General features: G+C 38.2%; 14 protein-coding genes and 1 pseudogene. 10 read left to right on the top strand and 5 right to left on the bottom strand.

The genetic code is table 11. The annotated features are described in order from the left end of the window. Positions 1–226: 226 nt before the first annotated feature. Positions 227–868 (bottom strand): annotated as a pseudogene (locus IEV57_RS19525) (SLATT domain-containing protein). Positions 869–1,026: 158 nt separating this feature from the next. Beyond that, positions 1,027–1,425 (bottom strand): helix-turn-helix domain-containing protein, encoded by a 399-nt coding sequence (locus tag IEV57_RS15115; RefSeq protein ID WP_188443886.1) that lies wholly within the window; start codon positions 1,423–1,425, stop codon positions 1,027–1,029. 1,938 nt (positions 1,426–3,363) lie between these two features. On the opposite strand from IEV57_RS15115, the gene IEV57_RS15120 reads away from it, so the two are divergent. From IEV57_RS15120 to IEV57_RS15135, 4 genes are read left to right on the top strand one after another with little or no spacing between them, the layout of a single operon-like run. Next, positions 3,364–3,513 carry a hypothetical protein gene (locus IEV57_RS15120; protein WP_188443887.1) on the top strand — a complete coding sequence of 50 codons (150 nt, stop codon included), beginning with the start codon at positions 3,364–3,366 and terminating at the stop codon, positions 3,511–3,513. Positions 3,514–3,526: 13 nt separating this feature from the next. Next, positions 3,527–5,098 (top strand): TlpA family protein disulfide reductase, encoded by a 1,572-nt coding sequence (locus tag IEV57_RS15125; protein WP_188443888.1) that lies wholly within the window; start codon positions 3,527–3,529, stop codon positions 5,096–5,098. Positions 5,099–5,108: 10 nt separating this feature from the next. Continuing rightward, positions 5,109–8,294, top strand: coding sequence for a SusC/RagA family TonB-linked outer membrane protein (locus tag IEV57_RS15130; RefSeq protein ID WP_188443889.1), 3,186 nt, complete (start codon positions 5,109–5,111; stop codon positions 8,292–8,294). Between the two features lie 19 nt (positions 8,295–8,313). Further along, the gene (locus IEV57_RS15135; RefSeq protein WP_188443890.1) at positions 8,314–9,666 is read left to right on the top strand and encodes a RagB/SusD family nutrient uptake outer membrane protein; all 1,353 of its coding nucleotides are present in this window, start codon (positions 8,314–8,316) and stop codon (positions 9,664–9,666) included. Between the two features lie 49 nt (positions 9,667–9,715). Here the strand turns inward: IEV57_RS15135 and IEV57_RS15140 are convergent, their stop codons facing one another. From IEV57_RS15140 to IEV57_RS15150, 3 genes are all read right to left on the bottom strand, one after another. Then, positions 9,716–9,970, bottom strand: coding sequence for a hypothetical protein (locus IEV57_RS15140; protein ID WP_188443891.1), 255 nt, complete (start codon positions 9,968–9,970; stop codon positions 9,716–9,718). A 238-nt stretch (positions 9,971–10,208) separates the two neighbouring features. Continuing rightward, positions 10,209–10,652 carry a MauE/DoxX family redox-associated membrane protein gene (locus IEV57_RS15145; RefSeq protein WP_188443892.1) on the bottom strand — a complete coding sequence of 148 codons (444 nt, stop codon included), beginning with the start codon at positions 10,650–10,652 and terminating at the stop codon, positions 10,209–10,211. Between the two features lie 827 nt (positions 10,653–11,479). Then, entirely contained in the window at positions 11,480–12,778 is a 1,299-nt protein-coding gene (locus IEV57_RS15150; RefSeq protein WP_188443893.1) for a DUF2254 domain-containing protein, read from the bottom strand. A gap of 513 nt (positions 12,779–13,291) precedes the next feature. Here IEV57_RS15150 and IEV57_RS15155 point away from each other — a divergent pair. The 6 genes from IEV57_RS15155 to IEV57_RS19405 all read left to right on the top strand — a co-directional run. Next, positions 13,292–14,203: a hypothetical protein gene (locus tag IEV57_RS15155; protein WP_188443894.1), complete on the top strand. Its 912-nt coding sequence runs from the start codon at positions 13,292–13,294 to the stop codon at positions 14,201–14,203. A gap of 6 nt (positions 14,204–14,209) precedes the next feature. Beyond that, entirely contained in the window at positions 14,210–14,752 is a 543-nt protein-coding gene (locus IEV57_RS15160) for a phage tail protein (protein WP_188443895.1), read from the top strand. A gap of 6 nt (positions 14,753–14,758) precedes the next feature. Beyond that, on the top strand, positions 14,759–15,325 hold the full coding sequence (locus IEV57_RS15165) for a phage tail protein (protein ID WP_188443896.1): 567 nt from the start codon (positions 14,759–14,761) through the stop codon (positions 15,323–15,325). Positions 15,326–15,329: 4 nt separating this feature from the next. Further along, entirely contained in the window at positions 15,330–15,875 is a 546-nt protein-coding gene (locus IEV57_RS15170) for a phage tail protein (RefSeq protein ID WP_188443897.1), read from the top strand. Further along, positions 15,875–17,014 carry a hypothetical protein gene (locus tag IEV57_RS15175; RefSeq protein ID WP_188443898.1) on the top strand — a complete coding sequence of 380 codons (1,140 nt, stop codon included), beginning with the start codon at positions 15,875–15,877 and terminating at the stop codon, positions 17,012–17,014. The genes IEV57_RS15170 and IEV57_RS15175 overlap by 1 nt, the downstream gene beginning before the upstream one ends. A gap of 72 nt (positions 17,015–17,086) precedes the next feature. Continuing rightward, positions 17,087–19,323 (top strand): Ig-like domain-containing protein (locus IEV57_RS19405; RefSeq protein WP_229744530.1); only part of this gene is annotated, 2,237 nt, incomplete at its 3' end.

A 19,323-nucleotide genomic window follows, 5' to 3' on the forward strand; every position in this document is an offset into this window, starting at 1 on the left:
GTGAAATTGAGGGTATTTAAATTTTGACTAACATAAACAAAATCGCTCAATTTGAGCTAATTTCTATTTCTCTTTAGTCAGATCGGATTTATCGATTTACTTTTCCTAATTTTCTTTACTAACCCCAATTTTCTATTATAACCAAAAATCAGAAAGGCTTTCAAGTTTACATAAGGTATACTTTATACCAACTTGTTGTATTTAATGATCTGAAGAATTCGAATTGTTAAGATCCAATTAATAATAGCAATATTATTGCTGGTGGAATACTTATTAATACATGGAAAATAAATTTAGTTTTGAAATAATATTTTAACTTTATTATCCTTACACTTTTCCAATTGAGCTGGTGATATTTTGCTTTATTAGCTTTAAATTTTTCGTGATCAATAGAGTCATGATTTTCATGTCTTTGAAGAATTTGTTCATAATCTTCTTAGATTTTCTCAGCAAAGATTCGTTTATTTTCTAAAGTTAAGTTTTCATTTAGTGTCTTGAAAATCCTTAGGCTATTATATAATTTTGATAACTCAAGAGCACATTTATGAAATTCATTAGCTTTTTTATTATAATCTTTCGAATTTTCTGTTTGTGTAAAAACGAGTAATAAAATAGATAAACATGTGGTAGAATACGCAAGTGTATTAGTGCTGATGAAGGTTGAGTTATAGACATTGTAAACAGATAGTAAACCTAACGCAATTAAATAAACAGAAAACAAACTTGTACACAAGTTTGATAGTTGAGATATCTTGAGGAGTCTTTGGCTAGCATGAAATCTAGCACCTTTTGTAGACCAAATCTTGTAGTTTAGTTCTTCTAAATAAGTTTTATCTAGGTAGTCTAGATATGATTTAGTTTTTTCCATAGTGAATTTTGCAATGACCTAGTAATGAAAAAAATATTAATCAAACCTACCCATTCCACTCCACTAAAAAAATACCAACTATAGGGTATTTTTATAATATTAAAGCCTCCTTTAAGAGGCTTTTAATAATTTGAAGTCGATAATTAACAACTCATTAATCATTTATTCTCTAAAATCTTTTTGATAGCTTCATTCATCTGCATCATCGTCTCCATCATCTTCATCATTACCTCAGTCTGATTTTTATCAGCGTAATTAGCTTTTACATTTCCTGAAATAGAAAATGGTGAATTAGTCAAATGCTCAATAATATGACCTGGTTGTGAGGATATTATTTGAAGCGGATCCACATTTAAGAACTCGGCAACACTCTGAATCATGTCAATTGTGATTTTGCTTTCTCCTCTTTCATATTTTGTATAGGCGGCTTCTTTCAGGCCTAAATAGTCAGCTACTTCTATAGCTTTCTTATCCCGTAATTTACGGAACATTGAAAAATTTCTTCCTATACTTTTATTTTCAAGGACAGTAAATCCAGAATCTTCATTTTCTTTCATGATCATTGCGTTATTCAAACTAATTTAATTAATATTTTGATATTATGAAACTAAAAAGATGTCATAATTAACCTTTTAACAAAATGCTTTTAAAAAGTAGTTTTAAACTACTTTAAGCAACTTCTAAACTACTTCAATTAATCTTTTTTTCAAATAAAAGTTCTTAAAATTGTGTATGATATTAGTTGAAATACATACCGGAAAAGGAAGATATTATATGAGCATCAGCAGTTTACTGTTGTTCATTTATACTTGCCTATTGAGAAGTATTTACCAATTTCATTCTAGTAGCAAATTTTCAATTGGAGCTTTGAACATTAAATTTATTTCTAGAATGGTTTCTCTACAAGAAATCCAGCGCAATATTATCAAGTCTCCAGTTTGAAATGCTTACCGATGAATAGCTGTAGCTGATAGGTTCTTTATTGATGTCCTTGAAGTTTCTCAGCCTCTTCATCCTCTTTTTCCCAAGAGCCATCTACTCAGATACGCTTTTCCAAAATACATACGTTATGGATGCGCTCGCCAATCTTCCTATCATATCGATTTTGCAGAAGCACAGATAGGCAAGATCCCAAAATCAATCTTCTTAACCCAAGTCTAACAGAGGATTTTCCCCTGAATGGAATTGTCTTGTCTATGATTTTCAAATGCTTGAATTGTACAATGTACAAAGTACAATGTACAAAGTACCAAGATGCGGCGGCTTCACCAATCTGGTTTTAGTCACTTCAATTCCTTTCGGATTTTCTTTAGACTTCAAACATTAATTGTATGAAAGCACAAAAAACATGCTTCCTGGGATTGCTGTGTCTTTTAATAAGATATAAGACATAAGATTCAAGACGCAAGACTGTAGTTCTTAATAATCTAGTTCGAGTTCTTTTTGACGATGCCTGTCTTGCTCCCGATTCCTATCGGGGTGCGGGAAGAAATCTCATCTAGTCAAAAATAGGAGAGGAGTTCTAAAGAATCCAGAGAATGTAACTAAGACGAGATATCTCCCCGAAATACTTCGGGGCAAGCTCCTCTGCCTCCCTCAATCGTGAGGCAAGGTCGATATGACGGGCCACAAGACACCATCTCAATTAACCAATTCAACCAATAACCCAATTAACCAAAAAAAGAAAGGTTGCCTCACCTCAACGCCCCAGCCAGTGGAATCTATGTCTAACCTAAAAACAAGTGATGCTAAACTGGTTTGCAGCGTACCACATACCTGCCCATTGTGCTGGGGCTTCTTTAGAGGCAAGAGGCGAGAGGAAAGAAACAAGAGGGTAAAATGTACGAAGTACAAAGTACTAAGTACCAAGACCTCTACTCAATTAACCACTTGTCCACCGCGGCGGAATTCAACTGATAACCAATTAACTACACTGATATGACGACTCAAGTATGCCATCTCAACCATAAACCTAACATTTAACATTTAACGATTAACAATTCAACCTATTCCACTAATAACTAAAACCATGAAACTAACCCGCCCCCCCAATCTAAAACCTGCCTACCGCTAGGTAGGTCTAAAATCACCAATCCCTCGGGCCTCCCCGTCCACCTTTTCTCATAATTAGGTTAAACGATAAATAGTAATCCAAATAGCAGCTCGGAAACACACAAGGTGACGACACTATTGGACGGCGGAGTGGGGGAGTAGGCTCCCCTGGCCGGCGATGATTCCTGAAAACCGTAGTGCCGGCCACCTTTATTTAGATGTGAGAGGGTAAAATGTACGAAGTACAAAGTACTAAGTACCAAGACCTTTACTCAATTAACCACTTGTCCGCCGCGTCTGTGCGCCTATGGTGTAGCGGAATTCAACTGATAACCAATTAACTAAACCGATTTGACGACTAAAAGACGCCATCTCAACCACTAACCCAACCTTTCGCATTTAACCTTTTCTCTTTTCCGTCAATCAACTCAATAAACTAAACCATGCAACTAGATAAACCGCCGGAACCTGAAATTAATCCTGCACCGCTGATCAACATTGTGATCATTGTGGGTGATGAAACTAATACCAATCATCAAATCAACTACTTGTCCGCTACGCCACAAGCGCACAGGCGCGGCGGAATAACCTAATCAACTCCAAATTATGAAGATTAAACGATACCTATTATTGATTTTGGTCTTTCTGAATCTTAGTATTTCAGGATATGGCCAAGACGAGAAGAATGCCCATCTCTATGGAGAGTTGTATGCCTTGGAAGATAGGCAGCATATCCGAGTCAAGATGTGGAGTGATCCATTTGACTTTGCTCAAAAAAGAGCTGCTTCCATAGATACGCTGATCACTGTCAAGCAAACATCCCTACTTCAGGGCGCAATCAACCAAAGAACCAAGGATTTTGCACTGGAAGTTGACCAAGCCAATCTCCCTGCATGGATAAGCTTTGAAGATGAAGCGGGAATAAAGCGTTACGGACCTTATTTGCTCAGCAAGGGAGACAGCATCAAGATAAAAATTGATCAGGTGGAATCCACTGTATTGTTTGGAGGTCCTTCAAGATATGCTTTTGAGATGATGCATAATTTAAGTCAATTGGTGGACAGAGCCACTTTTGACCAGCCAAGTTATCTCGTCTACTCTTCCAGTAATGCCTTTGATCAAGCTTCCGCCACAAAAGTACAGGACAACAATGGGCAGTTTAGAAGGAAAGTGCTTCCTGTAGTGTCTAGGGTAGATCGCTTTGCCAAAATGAAGTCAGATTTATCAGTTTTGGAGGATGAGGATTTCTGGACACAGGTAGCATTTTACAAAGAGCGCACTCCCGCATTTGTGGCAGATGCGGTGATGACTGAAATTATCTCCAATCTGTATATTAAAGTTTTCTATGGCTTCTATGGCTATTACTACAGAGATTTAGAAGAACGGGAACCTGCCCTAAAACCTCAATTTGAAGCTTTTTTTAAAGTTAAAGAATCTGAAATAGATTCATATGTAAGTGATTTTGATCCAAGTTTTTCTCCTACTTATCTCAAGATGCAGGAGTACAGGATGCTGGCCAAATCTATGATTTCAGGAAAATCAGTTTTCGAAGAATCTGGTCTAGAGGAGAAAGCTGCACTTAGAGAAGCCATCCTGACAGGGCATTATTTGGAGAGAAAAAACATTTTAAAATTTGGAATTAAGGATTTTGGGACATTTCTCCAAGAGGTAGAAAGACCCAAATTCAAGAAGCTCTTGGAGCCTTGGTATGCGGCCAGTTTACCCGGAATTCAAGTTCCTGAATATCCATTTTTAAATGAAGCTGGGGAAGAAGTCAGCTTGAGAGATTTTGAAGGGAAGATCGTCTTATTGAATATATGGATGACAGGCTGTTCGGCCTGCAAATTTTTCAATGAAGATCACTTCATCCGATTGAAAGAGCGGTATGGAGAGGACAAAGAGGTGGTGCTTTTAGCTTTAAGCTTAGACAGAAATGAAAAAATATGGAAACGATCCAGGGAAATGGGGACCTATGCGCCCGATGATACTATGCATCTATGGACAGGATTGTCTACAAATCCCACCGCACATCCTTACCTGAGTTATTTCAATATCAGCTCAGCGCCACAGTTGCAACTGATAGACCAAGCAGGAAAGCTTACAGGTCTGGGAATCGCTGATAAGACCTACGAGGGCATATCGGCTGAAATAGAGAAATTAAAATCAAGTAACCCATAATCCCAAAACAATGATGAAAAGAATTTTACCGATTGTATTGATGTGGCTGATTGCTATGAATGGCATCGCCCAAGATGTTACTTACCGGCTAGAAGGGAAGGTAAGCGAAAGAAGTTCGGGGGCTTCACTTCCCGGAGCGCTTGTATCCGTTGGCGATCTGAGTAAAAGTACCATATCAGATGAAAATGGAGCATTTTCTATGAGGCTGCCCCGAGGAAAGTATACCCTTACTGTGTCCTACCTTGGGTTTTCGAAGTATGAACAGGAAGTAGAAATCCTTGAAGACACCTCACTCAATATCGTTTTACAAGAAGATGGGATGGACTTATCAGAGGTGGAAGTTATGGCCACCGGTTATCAGGAGATTCCGCGAGAAAGAGCCACAGGCTCTTTTGTTCAGGTTGATAATGAATTGGTTAACAGGAGGATCTCCACCAATATTCTGGACAGGCTGGAAGATGTGACTCCCGGTTTGGTGTTTAATAGGGCAGGTCCCGGTGGAGATCCCATCAGTATCAGGGGTAGAAACACGCTGTTTGCCAACACCCAGCCTTTGATCATCATAGACAACTTTCCTTATGATGGTCCTTTAGAAAATATCAATCCTAATGATGTCGAAACGATCACCGTTTTGAGGGATGCTGCTGCTGCTTCTATTTGGGGAGCAAGGGCAGGAAATGGTGTGATTGTCATCACTACCAAGAAAGCAGCACAAGGAGCTTTTCGATTGACTATCAACAGCAATGTTAATATCATCGATCAACCTGATTTATTCTATGAGCCTGTGCTGTCTATTGGTGATTACATAGATGTAGAACAGATGCTTTTTGGTAGAAACTTCTACAATGCCTCCATCAATAATATCAATAGACCAGCGCTATCTCCAGGAGTAGAAGCGATGCTGCAAGCAAGAAATGGACAGATTTCACAAGAAGAATTGGAAAGGCAGCTGGCTGAATTCAGAACAAGAGATACCAGGACAGAATTGATGCAACATTTCTATAGACCTGCCATCAATCAACAGCACAATATCAATTTGTCTGGAGGTACACAAAGATACAATTACGCCCTATCGATAGGTATGGATAAAAACCTTGATCAAGTTGTCGGAAATGACAATGCTAGGTATACACTCAGCTCCAAGCATAATTGGAAACTTCTTAATGATAAGTTGGAGGTAGGAGCAGGGATCTATTTAGTTAGGAGAGATCGAAATACAAGGACAGAAGTTCCTAGGGATTTGTTCCCTTATGAAAGGTTTAAGGATAGTAATGGAAATGCACTGCCTGTTGTATTTGGATATAATCGAAGATTTATTGACGCCAATGCAGAAAAGGGGTTATTGGACTGGAATTATTATCCAACTGAGGAGATAGGGGCAAGGAATTCTTCAAATATTGAAAATGACCTGAGACTGAATCTGAATCTTGGATATGAAATAGCGAATGGTTTAAAAGCCTCTGTTTTCTATCAATATTGGACTAATACCGAACAATCAGAAAATTTACAAACACCAGACTTATACAGCACGCGTGACATCATCAATAGGTTTACACAGGTACAGCAAGGCGGTGCTTTGAGTTTCCCAATACCTCGAAATAGCACTTTGAGTGTCCAAAACCAAAACGCTTTCAGCCATAGTTTAAGAGGTCAACTTGCTTACAAAAAAGAACTCGGGCAAAAAGGTGTTCTTGATGCAATTGGTGGATGGGAATTAAAAGATTTCCAATCATTTGGAAGAGGATTTAGATATTATGGATATCGAGAAAATATTGGTGTCTCCCAACCTGTAGACCTGATCAATACTTATCGCCAATTTCACAGCGGTGCACAAGCAGCAATTGTTGAGGGGGCAAGCCACAATGGAATGGTAGACAGGTTCTTATCACAGTTTGTCAATGCCGCCTACACCTATGACAACAAATACAATGTATCCTTCAGTGCCAGACGAGATGGTTCAAACCTCTTTGGCGTAGAGGCAAATCAAAGAGTTGTTCCACTTTGGTCAACAGGGATTGGATGGGTCATTTCAGAAGAAAACTTTTTCAAAAGTAATGCAATTCCTTATCTGAGGCTAAGAGCTACTTATGGAGAAAATGGAAATGTTGACAAATCGGTATCTGCACTTACAACTGCAACCTATTTTACAAATTTCTCAAATCTATTATCAAGTGGAGAGCTAGCAGCAATTATCAATACACCGGAAAATAGACAGCTTCGATGGGAAAGAATCAAAATCTTAAACTTTGGTCTTGACTTTGAAACCAAAGACGGAAGAATAAGAGGTCAGCTAGAAGGGTATGTGAAGAATGGGATTGATTTGATTGGTGATTCTCCTTTTTCACCATCAACAGGCTTTTTCAGAGTCCGAACCAATAGTGCCAGCACGCAGACCAAAGGCCTTGATTTTGATATTCAATCTAGAAATACAGTAGGAAAACTCAAATGGACAACCAATTTCTTGATATCCCATGTCAACGAAGAAGTTACAGATTATTTTTATGAGGGAACCCCTATTAACTACTTATCGCAAGGGGCAGGTCAGTTATCTCCCCTTGAAGGACGACCCTTGTTTGCCATTTACAGCATTCCTTGGGGTGGATTAAATCCGGATAATGGTAATCCCAGAGGTATTTTAGATGGAGAAGTAAGCGAGAATTATTTAGGGATTTTTAGATCATTGACTCCAGAGAACCTTACTTATCACGGTCCTAGGAGACCTTCTTGGTTTGGAGCGATAAGAAATACCTTTCAATATCAAAATTTCACCTTGTCTGCAAACCTATCATTTAGAGGAGGATATTATTACAGAAGAGAGTCTGTATTGTATGCTACAGTACTGACAGGTAGGGGTGGTCATGGTGATTATGCAAAGAGATGGCAGCAACCTGGAGATGAGGTGCAAACTCAAGTTCCGTCAATGCCCGCCTCTAATAATGTAGTCAGAGATAATATTTATAGGTACTCAGACCAGCTTGTTGAAAGGGGAGACCACATCAGGTTTCAAGATATTAGACTGGCCTATACCATAGGACAAAATCAAATGCCTAGGCTACCCTTTGCACGAGCAGAAGTCTACACTTATATCAATAACATTGGAATATTGTGGAAGTACTCCGATGATCCCATTGATCCTGACTTCCGACAGTTGCCTCCGCAGAGAAGTATAGCATTCGGAGTAAATCTAAATTTCTGATCTGTAAACTTTAACGACTATGAAAAATATAAAAATTATCAATTATTTCATGCTAATAGGTATGTTGGTCTTGAGCACTTCATGTGATGACTTTCTTGACAAAAAACCTAATTTATCCTTAGAAATTCCTGAGTCTCTGGATGAACTCGAAGCTTTGATGAGTGCAGAAAATCAGATCAATCAGGGAGGAGTTTCAGATATATTGGCTTCTGATGACTTTTTTCATACTGAGCAAGCTTTACAAACAGAATCCAATGAGCAATACGTCAATACCTACCTGAGAAATTTCATTCCAGAGATGTATGGTGACAGGATCATGCCTGAGTGGACTATTTATTATGGAAAAATTTATGTTGCCAATTTCTGTCTCCAACAAATTGACAACATCAACAGAACTCAAACCAATGCGAGCCAGTTTGACCGGATAAAAGGAAATGCATTTTTCCTGAGGGCCTATGCTTATTCAGAATTGCTCAAAATATTCACTCCGCAGTATAGCGAAGCAAGGTTGGATGAATCCTCAATTCCATTGGTATTGGATACAGATATCAATACAATCAAGGATTTTGCTCCTTTAGGCTTGATTTATACACAAATATTTGAGGATTTAGATCAAGCAGAAATATTACTCCCTACCATTCCCGAAATCAGAACTAGAGGATCAAAATCTGGAGTAAATGCGCTAAAAGCAAGAGTTTATTTGACTATGAAAGCATATGATAAAGCTCTGGATGCTGTAGAAAAATCCTTAGCGATAGATAATCAATTGATTGATTTCAATACGTTGAATCCTGGATTGAATTTGCCCATTGTCCCTGTTGGAAATCAAGAGATTATATTTTATTACATTTCCGGCACCTATAGACTCTTGAGTTATAATCCAGAGTGTAGAGTTAATCTGGATCTTTATTACAACTATGATGAAAATGACCTTAGAAAAAGGATATACTTCTTCCGTAACTCAGCAGGAAATATAAATTACAAAGGACATTTTACAGGAAGAACGAATTTCTTTACAGGCTTATCAGTCAGCGAAAATCTGTTGATCAAAGCTGAATGTGCGGCTAGGCTTGGGGATATGGAGAAGGCTTTTGATGCGCTGAATGAGCTACTTAGTTCTAGATTCAGTACCGAGGAGTTTATTCCCATATCAGCATCAGAATTTAACGATCCTTTAGGAAAGATATTGTTAGAGCGAAGAAAAGAATTGGTATTCAGAGGAAGAAGGTGGTCAGACTTGAAGCGATTCTTAGGAGAAAGACAAGAAGATTTTCCGCTTACAAGGTTACTGGGAGATACCCTAATTGAAATGGATGAAAGCCCCGAAGCTTTTGTATTCCCGATTCCTTTAGAAGAGAATACGAATAGATAAAAAAAGAAAATTCAGGTAATCCACAGCATGGATTACCTGAATATACTTATTAATTCAATTCAAATTCACCTTTTTCTCCAGGGATCGGCATTGTGAGTTGCTCATCAGCATAGAGACATTGGACAGAAGGGTTTACATTACAGTCATAGTCTGTAGTACCCCGTTCAACTTGAACAGCACCCAATATGGGATCGTCTCCCCAAACTATTTCAGACTGGGGAATAGGCTGAGTAAACGCAAAAGCGAATACAGCTGCCAACATTAACACACCTCCTCGTAGGAGGTTTTTTAATTGATTTTTCATGGTATTAGTATTTAATTCATGAATATTCCAGTCGATTGAGCTTTCGCATTTTTGAGAGGGTCGACCGGTTTAGCCCCCTGCTGATGCTAGCCTCCTACCTGGTAAGAGGGGTAGCTGGAATGATTTTAGATTTATGATTGAAGATTTTAGATTTAGCTCGCGGATTACTCAGATTTCGCGGATTTAATTTTTGATTTAAGGTTGAATGAGTTATTAGGGTTGAATGGTTGATAAGTAATTAAGATGGTTGAGGGGGTGGGGAGTTGATGTTTTTTTGGAGGTATGAGCTGATTATGGTAATTGATAAGAAGAACAGGTTGAAGAAGAGGTGTTGTGTCCAAGTGAGTTGTGAGATGACGCCGCCGCAGGAGCAGGGGATTCTTCCGAATACTCCAGTTAGGACAATTCCAATGTAAGCTGTAAATGATGTCAGCAGGATTAAGCTTAACCAAAGGCTTATTTTTCTCGATCTTGGAATGACCAATGCGATTGCCAAGATGATTTCTAATAATGGAAGGGTATAGAAAAGGAGTGTAACGAACCAATCAGGAAACACCTGGTTTTTCAGACTATAGTAAGTGTTGTCAGCGTCTAGAATCTTACTTATACCAGTATAGAAGAATAGTGCTGCGAGGAGCAGAGCACATATTTCTATGATTATATTTTTGGTGTTGCTATTCATTTTGAATCCTATTTACTTCGTAGAATATGTGATTGAAGTTGGATGATCAAAATTTAAAATGGAAGTCAATGCGTCCAATGAGGGTGTTAAGTGGTTGAATGTGAAAGTTGAGGGGGTGAAGGGAAAAGGGAAATGAGGGGAAAGGGAAAAGGGGAAAGAGGGGACATGGCAAGGAGGAGGGATGAAAGGAAAGGATGAAGGAGGAGGGATGAAGGATGAAAAAAAGGGAAAAGGGGAAAGGGGAAAGGGGGATTGGTGAATTGTTAATTGGGTTGAATTGGTTGATTTAGGGGAAAGGTGGGGAAAGGATGAAGGATGAAAAAAGGGGAAAAGGTGGATTAGTTAATTGGATTAAGGCGTTAAGAGAAAGAAATCAAAAATCTTTTATTACACGGAGTTACTCAGAGGAGGCACAGAGGATCACGGAGGAAAAAGGGTGATTGGTGAATCGTTAATTGGGTTAATTAGGTTGAATTGGTTGATTTAGGGGAAAGGTATGGAAAGGATGAAGGAGGAAAAAAAGAGAAGGGGATAGATCTTTTGGTAAGGGGAGGGAGTGAAAAAAGTAGAGGGTAAAGGTCGCACTATCCCTTACTTTGGTACTACTTTGGTGTTACTTTGCTACTACTTTGGTACGGCTTTGGTACAGGGGAGATAAGACTATGGGTTTGCTTTAATCGTCCTTTACCAGAAAGATATACCATTTACCTTTTCTTATAAAAACCGTGGGAAGTTCATGCTAAGATTAGAACGTGTTTAGTAAATAGTCCGTTTTTAGGATTTTCATTTGTGTTGACTATAATCAATGCACTTTTAAATAGATCGAATTATAAGATCTTTTTTGACCGATCTATCAGGTCATGAAGATCATTTTCTTCTTGGAGGGTTCTTTTTCCTAGATTAAGAACCATTTTCGCATGTTTGAGGACTGCTATTTTATGGATTTCCAAATTAGTTTGCCCGTGAATGGTGATCAAGGCTTCCATCAAGCGGATGATTACAGCAGTGCTCCCTTCAGAAAACTGTCGGATTTGATTGAATGCGGCATCCAAAACACCTTCAAAATCCAAAATGTCGGCGATCACCCTTAAGCTGTTGTCTTTGTCAAATCTATATTTAGAAGGGAACTTTGCTTGCGCTAAATAGCACATCGTAGCGGTCAGGTTATCGATACAAGCGATCGCGGTAAAGGGGTCATTGACGCCAGGTGAAAGGGCTCGAGCTGCTATTTCTACCATTTGATGAATAGAAAACTCCAAGTCTTGATAAGAGGTCTTGGTGTTTCCAATGACAAATTGATCAAAAATTTCCTTAATTTCACCTTCTTTCCAATCGCTATTCGCGTAAAGTGTAGCGATTTCTACCCCTTCCACCAAGTGCCCTCCTGGTCTGAAGTAGAGTTCGATAACAGCACTTTTATTCGCCATGATTTCCATGAGCGATTCCCCATCGATATATTGAAGGTAGCCACTTTTAAGCGATTTGAGAGGGATGACCTTGCTGTAAACCGAAGTGATTTTAGTAGCATTTACATTTTCTTCCTTTTCCTTCCCCATTTTATCTGGAAAAAGTGTTTGGATTTGTTTTGATATAAATTCTGAGATATCAGCAACCACTTTGTCAGCTTGAATGCTTATTGCGATCTGATGAATAAAAATGATCAGTAAAATAATATTTAAAATAGCCGCTAGAATAGCAAAGAGAATGGAAATAGAAGGAATGAAGTTAGTTGTGTCGTTGTCTTTGATGGCATTCAGAACAAGCAAACAATACAAGTAAGTGGATATGTAAGATCCTAAAACCACTTGATTGAGTCTGACATACATAAATTTTTTGATCAGCCTGGGGCCAAACTGAGAAGAAGCAAGTGTCAAAGCTACCAAGGTAACCGAGAAAACTGTTCCTGCCACGCCAATCATCGCCCCTGAGATAGTTGATAAAATACTCCTTGCAGAATCCGAGCTATTGACGAGAAAAAACCTTGTCCATCCTTCCTGAGGGATGTCCACGTAGTTGTCCAAATAGACCAATCCCACAGCAAGGAAAATGGATAGCATGATGATCATCACAGGCAAAAACCAGAAGGTTGCCATCAATTCTTTCCAGAAAAATAAGAGTTTCTTCATAAGTCAATTTATGTAATTGATGATCCGCAATATCACCACTTGTTAAACCAAAGACATGCAATCATGCGGATAATTGTCAACAGTCGGCATTCGATGGTCAATAGCGGCTCCTAATATAATATTTACATTCTTCTAAGTGGTTATTGGTAAGAAGGTAGATATATAAGAAGTATTTAGGTTAATCAGGAACAAAAACTTTAAAGTTCTAAACTATCATCCTGTTATATTAAACAAGAATTTATTAAAGTTTAAGCATCAAGCTGTTAAGGGTTTAATTTTTAAATATTTTTTATAAGATTTTTTTAAACTTTGGTGTATTTTATTTTTTATTACTTTTCTTTGAGATGTTATAAACAAACTCTATTTGGTTAAAAATAAGTGGAAGTACGTACATCATATCTGGTTAAAACTTTCCACATTTGTGTATGAAGTTTAGTAATTAAGGCTTGTTTCGAGCAGGAAATATGATTTATATTCAGTAATTATCGAATGCTTAGTATTTAAATTATTCAAATGAAAAAAAATAGCCGAAGAGCGTTTCTTCGTTCAAGCTCAGTTTTCGCTTCAGTTTTGGCACTTTCGCCAGCGAAACTCACCTCTTCCAATTCCATATTGGAAGTTAAAATGGATGGTCACAAAAGTCAACTCAGAGTAGTGCATACTGCAGATCTAAACGGTATGTACGCAAATGATGATCAAATAGGAGGTTTGAATGCTTTGGGAGAATATTTGAATAAGCTTGAATCGTCTCCCTTATTTCTCGATGCGGGCAACTTTTTAAACCCTCAGAAATCTTTGGAAGAAAACTTGAAATTTGCTAAAGACTTAGTCAAGAAGGGTGTTCAAATAGTCTCTTTGGGAAAATCGGAAATGAGTTTCTCAGCTGCTGACCTTAGTTATATTATTTCTGAAAGTGGATTAAAGGTTATTGGAAATAACTTGGAATCAAAAGGACTGATAGTAGGAAAAACTTATTACACCAAAGCCATAGTAAAATTTGGAAAATATAGATTAGGAATTTTACCAACCCAAGATTTGACTTTGAGCGCATTAAATCGAAAAGGCTTAGAAATGAAAATTCTAGATCAATGTGATACATTAATTGGCTTAGGTGGACTTCCTACCAACTTTTCAAATAGCAAAATTTCGAGCTTAGGCGCTAAAGAGCATGAGATAAAGCATTACCTTTTAAATGCTTCTGATAAAATTGGTGTCGGTTCACAAATAATTCTCTCTTCTTCTGGAAAAGAAATTTGGATTTCGAACCCATCCGAAAAAGCAAAATTGGTCAGTTCTTTTGCTTACTCGATGGATAAAGACTATCAAATAAATAATATTAGCAACCTTTCATTTGTGCCTGGAAACATCCCAAGGGTTAAAATGTTCGCTATCCTTTCAGGCAATTATTCAACCAACCAAGTATAAATAACTATGGAACCATTTCTATCAGAAATAGTAATATTTTCATTTAATTTTGCTCCGAAAGGATTTGCATTATGTAATGGTCAATTACTACCAATCAACCAAAATCAAGCATTGTTTGCTCTTTTAGGGACTACTTTTGGAGGTGATGGTCGTGTAAATTTTGCTTTACCAGATTTAAGAGGGAGAGCATTGGCTCATGTGGGAAGTGGTTTTACTTTAGGTCAAAGAACTGGCGAGCAGGCACACACCTTAAATGTTTCAGAATTACCAGTTCATATTCATGAATCAAATAAAACTGCAAGTTCAATATTAAATATAAACGCATCATCTGTTGCAACTTCAGGAGATCCAGATGGGCGAGTATTTGCTGGAAACCCCAATTTCCCTAATCGTTTCGGAGAAAAATTTGATGAGGGTTTTGCCGAACCACCTGTCAATACGACTTCAACTCAAAATGAAGGTGGTGGCCAAGCACATTTGAATATGATGCCTTTTTTAACACTAAATTATTGTATTGCTCTTCAAGGCATATTTCCATCTCCAAATTAAATTAACATGAGTGCTACAGATCCATTTGTTGCAGAAATCTGCATGTTCCCCTTCAACTTTGCCCCAAGAGGTTGGGCTTGGTGCGACGGTCAATTATTGCCCATATCTCAAAATACTGCTTTATTTGCATTGCTTGGAACGACATATGGTGGAGATGGAAGATCCACCTTTGCATTGCCAAACCTCCAAGGTCGAGTTTTAATGCATCCTGGGCAGGGTCAAGGACTTTCATTGCATGATTTAGGAGAAATGGGAGGACAAGCAACAGTATCCCTTATTCAAAGTGAAATCCCACTTCATACCCATAGAGTTGATGTAAATATTCCTGCAGGGGGTGCGGCTGACACAGATAGTCCTTTGAATGCTTATCCAGCAACATTTGTAGCAGGAGAGCAAATTAATGGAAATCCCGCAGAACTGTATTCCGAAACTACTGATGGTAATATGGCTTCATTTAACTCAGAACTAAGCGCAAACCCTGCTGGTGGGGGTCAGCCCCATAACAATATGCAGCCAACCTTATTTGTATATTATTGTATCGCTCTTCAAGGCGTTTTTCCACCAAGAACTTAAAATCATGGCACAACCATACGTCGGTCAAATTAGAATTTTTGCAGGTAATTTTGCTCCTGCAGGGTGGATGTTTTGTGAAGGTCAAATTCTTCCAATTGCTGAATATGATGCCCTCTTTTACTTAATAGGCACAACCTATGGTGGGGATGGACAATCTACATTTGCACTGCCTGATCTCCGTGGTAGAATCCCAATCCATCAAGGTAATGGCTTTATTTTAGCTGAAACTGGCGGGGCAGAAGAAATCACGCTAACTGTCAATCAAATTCCAGCACACTCACATCCGCTAAAAGGTGGAAATATGGTGGCATTAGCTTCTAATGAAGGCGATTCACAAGATCCAACCGCTAAATTCCCCACGATTACTCCAGGTGTAAACCTTTACAGCAAGACAGCATTAGAAAATGTAAATATGGCAGCTCCTCAGGGAGTAAACCAAGCTGGAATTCTTCAAGCTTCGGGTGGAAGTCAGCCGCATTCTAATTTTCAGCCTTACACTGTAGTGAATTATATAATTAGTCTATTCGGAATTTTCCCTTCACCAACCTAATGAAAAATCTTGGAATTCTTCTCCCGAAGTCCAACACACATCCAGAAATTGGGTATGACTTCTTTTTTGGGCTAAAAGCATTTTTTGCTCAGCAGCCTCAATTTGACATTTCATTTAGTACTTCCAATATAGGATTTGGAATAGACGAAGACTTGCTATTTTCTGAAGCAGAAAGAATGTTGCTAGAGAAAAATGTTGATGCCTTGGTTGTGTTTGCAGAGCACCCCAAAGTTGATAAAATTTTTCCCTTAGGAGCTCAATTCCAACGACCTATTTTGGTGGTCAACCTTGGTGCTAAATATCCTGTTAATTGGAAATCTCCTGATTATGTAATGTTTATTACGATGGGCGAAATGCTTTCAGCAAAATTGGCTGCAAAAGATGCAGTATCAGATTTTGAAATTACAAAGGGAGTCAATGCAACCAATTTCTATGATGGAGGATATGGAATAGGAGATGGGTTTTATTTAGGACAAGATGAGGCAAATGGTCAGATTGTCTATAACTTTTTCTCTAAACATTTGGTCGAAGAATATGATGGAAAAACCTTGCTGACATATTTAGAAAGCAATAAGGAGCCCATGTTGATATTTTCAATTTTTACAGGGAAAATCTTACCGCTTTTTCTAAAGGATATTGAAGCTTCGCAAACAAAGTCAATATTAGTTTGTAGTTCAGCTATGATCAATGAAATTATCGCTTCAGATTATCATATTGAATCGAAGTTACCAAAGATTTTTGCCTATTCATCAATAGATCCAAATTGGAAGACAGATGGATTTCAACCTATCAATGATTTTTTCAGAAATGAAGCAAAAAGAAAAGTTTCTTCTATGAGTTATTTGGGTTGGGATGCAGGCAAAGTATTGACTCAATTTTTTATTGATACATCTACAGATTGGAAGAACATAGTTTCTTTATTGGAGACTTCTCCACTTAAAGGATGTAGGGGAGAATTGATTTTTCATGCTCAAACAGGGCATTTTATAGGTGAACAATACAGAATCCGCATATATAATCAAGAATTTGAAGTAGTAAAAATTGAAGTAAACGAGGTAGAAAAGGAGTGGGAGCGATTCATAAAAAGCCGTTCTGAACCACCACAAGTAGGCTGGTTGAATACCTATCTCTGCTCTTAAAAATAAAATTAATAATTGCCTTTCAAACTTTCTCGGTGATAGAGCAGATTTTGAGGTCCTAAGTATTTCAATATGACAAATTTATTCAATCGTTTAATTCTTTTACTTGCTGTTTTCATTCTTGGAACAAGTTCAATTTATGCTCAGTGTATCCTATTTCCTGGAAACTTGGTTTTTACAGGCGTCAATCTAGAAGATGATGGAATAGATGGAGCAACACAAAATGATCGATTTAGCTTTGTTTTACTTCAAAATGTTAATGAAAATTTTGAAATTCATTTTACTGACCTAGGATGGACCACATCCAATTCATTTCAAACCAAAGACCGGGCCTTAACTGATGGTGTAATTAGGTGGACAGCTCCTGTTGGGGGTGTTGTAGCAGGCACCCAAATCACAATAGATGCTAAATATAATTTGTCTGCTACTTTGGGTACGGTAACTGGCGTGCGTGCTACGCCAAATGATGCTAATATTTATTTAAATCTAGGTAATTCAGGAGATCAACTTTTTGCATTTACGGGGACTATAGAAAACCCTGCATTCATTGCTGGTATTAATTTAAATCAAAATTGGACAACACTTCTTACAGATAAGTTAACTTCTTCCGAATCTGCTTTACCGGCTAGCCTCAGTGTTGCAAATGTGCAAAATGTCAGTTTGGTAAGTGAATTTCCAAATGGTTTTACTAATTCAGTTATTTCTGGAAGTATTTTCAATGGTCAATTTTCAGATATAGTTGCTGTATTTAATCAAAACGCTAATTGGTCTTTTGATGAAACTTATCTCCCTGATGCCATTCCAACTGGGTTTCAATTGCCAAAAGCACTAACTTTTTCAATTACACCATTCAATTTCCTTAATACTCCTACAGGTACAAGTACCATCACTTACGGTGCAAATACTCAATTTACGGTTTCAAAAGTTGATTCTAGAAATATCACTTCTTATCAATGGCAAGTAAGCACAAATAATGATGCTGATTATTCAAATTTGAGTGACGTTGGAATTTATTCAGGGACGAACACTGCTACTCTCGTAATTTCTAAACCGCAAGTTGAAGATAGCAATAACCGATATAGAGCAGTAGCAGTTGATGCATGTGGAAATGAGGCTACTTCTAATCATTTAACACTTACTGTGAATCCAAAATCATTAACGGCTAGCTTAATTGGAACAGTCGAAAAGGAAAGAGACGGAAATACTCAAGCTACCATAGCAAATGAAAATTTAGAGCTGACAGGTCAATTGACTGGAGATGATGTTGCAGTGGTCAATCCAGGAGAAGGTACTTATGCCTCGGCATTACCGGGTACAAACATACAGGTAACTGTTACTGGTCTTTCAATCACTGGAGCTGATGTGTTGAATTATTCTCTTTCTTCCACCTCTGCTTCAGCAAATGTTGGAACTATAGTCGATACCACTCCTCCTTTGGTGCTTGGTTTTGAATTAGACAATACGTCCCTATCGGTAGGAGAAACGACAACTGTTACGGTCACTTTTAGCGAGGAAGTTACAGGACTGACATCTACTGCTTTCACGGTGCCAAATGGCGTACTTTCAGGTTTAAGTTCATCGGATGGTGGGGTTACTTGGACAGTAACTTTTACTCCAAACGATGGTGTAGAGGATGTAACCAATATTATTTCACTTGCAAATTTAGGATTTGCAGACCTGACTGGAAATACAGGAACAGGTACAACGAATTCCAATAATTATTCGATTGATACCCAGCGCCCGACTGCCACAATAGTGGTTTCAGATACACAATTGAGAGCTGGAGAAACAAGCCTTGTAACCTTTACATTCTCAGAGGCAGTTGCTGGATTTACTAATGCTGATCTTTCGGTAGTCAACGGTATCCTTTCGAGTGTAAGCTCCTCGGATGGAGGGATTACATGGACCGCTACTTTGACACCAACAAATGGCATCAACGATGCGACCAATCTGATTACACTCAATAATACAGGAATTGCTGATCAGGCAGGAAACACAGGAACTGGTACAACAGATTCCAACAATTACTCGATAGATACCCAACGCCCGACTGCCACAATAGTGGTTTCGGATACACAATTGAGAGCTGGAGAGACAAGCCTTGTAACCTTTACATTCTCAGAGGCAGTTGCGGGATTTACTAATGCTGATCTTACGGTAACCAACGGTACCCTTTCCAGTGTAAGCTCCTTGGATGGAGGGATTACATGGACCGCTACTTTTACACCAACAAATGGCATCAACGATGCGACCAATCTGATTACACTCAATAATACAGGAATTGCTGATCAGGCAGGAAACACAGGAAC

Origin of the sequence: Belliella aquatica (assembly GCF_014637795.1) — a bacterium.
GTDB lineage: Bacteria > Bacteroidota > Bacteroidia > Cytophagales > Cyclobacteriaceae > Belliella > Belliella aquatica.

Bases quoted from the DNA above. Each gene is read 5' to 3' on its own strand.
- IEV57_RS15155 (WP_188443894.1), top strand. From the start codon at position 13,292: ATGAAAAAAAATAGCCGAAGAGCGTTTCTTCGTTCAAGCTCAGTTTTC.
- IEV57_RS15170 (WP_188443897.1), top strand. From the start codon at position 15,330: ATGGCACAACCATACGTCGGTCAAATTAGAATTTTTGCAGGTAATTTT.
- IEV57_RS15130 (WP_188443889.1), top strand. From the start codon at position 5,109: ATGATGAAAAGAATTTTACCGATTGTATTGATGTGGCTGATTGCTATG.
- IEV57_RS15140 (WP_188443891.1), bottom strand. From the start codon at position 9,970: ATGAAAAATCAATTAAAAAACCTCCTACGAGGAGGTGTGTTAATGTTG.
- IEV57_RS15160 (WP_188443895.1), top strand. From the start codon at position 14,210: ATGGAACCATTTCTATCAGAAATAGTAATATTTTCATTTAATTTTGCT.
- IEV57_RS15150 (WP_188443893.1), bottom strand. From the start codon at position 12,778: ATGAAGAAACTCTTATTTTTCTGGAAAGAATTGATGGCAACCTTCTGG.
- IEV57_RS15175 (WP_188443898.1), top strand. From the start codon at position 15,875: ATGAAAAATCTTGGAATTCTTCTCCCGAAGTCCAACACACATCCAGAA.
- IEV57_RS15115 (WP_188443886.1), bottom strand. From the start codon at position 1,425: ATGAAAGAAAATGAAGATTCTGGATTTACTGTCCTTGAAAATAAAAGT.
- IEV57_RS15145 (WP_188443892.1), bottom strand. From the start codon at position 10,652: ATGAATAGCAACACCAAAAATATAATCATAGAAATATGTGCTCTGCTC.
- IEV57_RS15165 (WP_188443896.1), top strand. From the start codon at position 14,759: ATGAGTGCTACAGATCCATTTGTTGCAGAAATCTGCATGTTCCCCTTC.
- IEV57_RS15120 (WP_188443887.1), top strand. From the start codon at position 3,364: ATGCAACTAGATAAACCGCCGGAACCTGAAATTAATCCTGCACCGCTG.
- IEV57_RS15125 (WP_188443888.1), top strand. From the start codon at position 3,527: ATGAAGATTAAACGATACCTATTATTGATTTTGGTCTTTCTGAATCTT.
- IEV57_RS15135 (WP_188443890.1), top strand. From the start codon at position 8,314: ATGAAAAATATAAAAATTATCAATTATTTCATGCTAATAGGTATGTTG.